This window comes from Neisseria sp. P0021.S005, assembly GCF_051956955.1.
The window spans coordinates 1-1,230 of sequence record NZ_JBQCWY010000791.1 but is presented as its reverse complement, the minus strand read 5'-3'; the positions used below and the strand labels follow the sequence as shown (position 1 = coordinate 1,230).

The window sequence follows — 1,230 nt, the reverse complement described above, 5'->3', positions numbered from 1 at the left end:
ATGTGTGGAATAGACAGCCTTTGCCCTGTTCGAACGCAGCATGGCCGTATGAGTCGTACATGATACGTTTTTCCTTGTCAGACAAGGTGTCGGAAGCTTTTTGGACTTCTTTAAAGTTTTCTTCCGCTTCTTTATTGTCAGGATTGCGGTCGGGATGATATTTCATTGCCAGCTTGCGGTAGGCTTGTTTGATTTCATCGTCGCTAGCGCTGCGGGCAACACCAAGTGTTTCGTAAAAATCTTTATTGCTCATAATTTTGATAGTGTTAAGAATGAATTCAAACTGGGTGGGATATGTGGGCGAGTATCAAAAACTCAAGTCAGTATTTTCAAGGCCGTCTGAAATTGTGCTTTTCCGACATCCAAACATTCAGACGGCCTTTGTCAAACCGACAGGCCCGACAACCTGCTATAATCCCATCTTTATTTTTTCCAACGTTTTCAAGCGAAAAACAGAATGACCATGCAAGAACATTACCAACCCGCCGCCATCGAGCCTGCGGCGCAGAAAAAATGGGACGACGAGCGTATTTTCAACGTCTCCGAAGACGCTTCCAAACCCAAATACTACTGCCTGTCCATGTTCCCCTACCCCAGCGGCAAGCTGCACATGGGGCATGTACGCAACTACACCATCGGCGACGTATTGAGCCGCTTCAAACTCTTAAACGGCTTCAACGTCATGCAGCCTATGGGTTGGGACGCGTTCGGTATGCCTGCGGAAAATGCGGCGATGAAAAACAACGTCGCCCCTGCCGCATGGACTTACGACAACATCGAATACATGAAAACCCAGCTTAAAAGCCTGGGTTTTGCGATTGACTGGGAACGCGAAGTCGCCACCTGCAAACCCGAATACTACCGCTGGGAACAATGGCTGTTTACCAAGCTGTTTGAAAAAGGCATCGTCTATCGCAAAAACGGCACGGTGAACTGGGATCCGGTCGACCAAACCGTCCTTGCCAACGAGCAAGTCATCGACGGACGCGGTTGGCGCTCCGGCGCGTTGATCGAAAAACGCGAAATCCCAATGTATTACTTCAAAATCACGGATTACGCCGAAGAGCTGCTCAATGATTTGGACAAGCTGGAACACTGGCCTGAACAAGTCAAAACCATGCAGCGCAACTGGATCGGCAAATCTCGCGGCATGACCGTGCGCTTCGCCGTTTCAGACGACAGCAAACAAGGCTTGGAAGGCGATTACGCGAAATTCCTGCAAGTTTATAC

At 49.0% G+C, this 1,230-nt stretch carries 2 protein-coding genes; one reads left to right on the top strand and one right to left on the bottom strand.

Annotation, left to right across the window (positions count from 1 at the left end):
• The coding region (locus tag ACTHUE_RS19335; protein WP_440424206.1) for a DnaJ domain-containing protein at nt 1-253 on the bottom strand (253 nt) is incomplete at its 3' end.
• A gap of 210 nt (nt 254-463) precedes the next feature.
• On the opposite strand from ACTHUE_RS19335, the gene ACTHUE_RS19330 reads away from it, so the two are divergent.
• Nucleotides 464-1,230 (top strand): class I tRNA ligase family protein (locus tag ACTHUE_RS19330; RefSeq protein ID WP_440424205.1); only part of this gene is annotated, 767 nt, incomplete at its 3' end.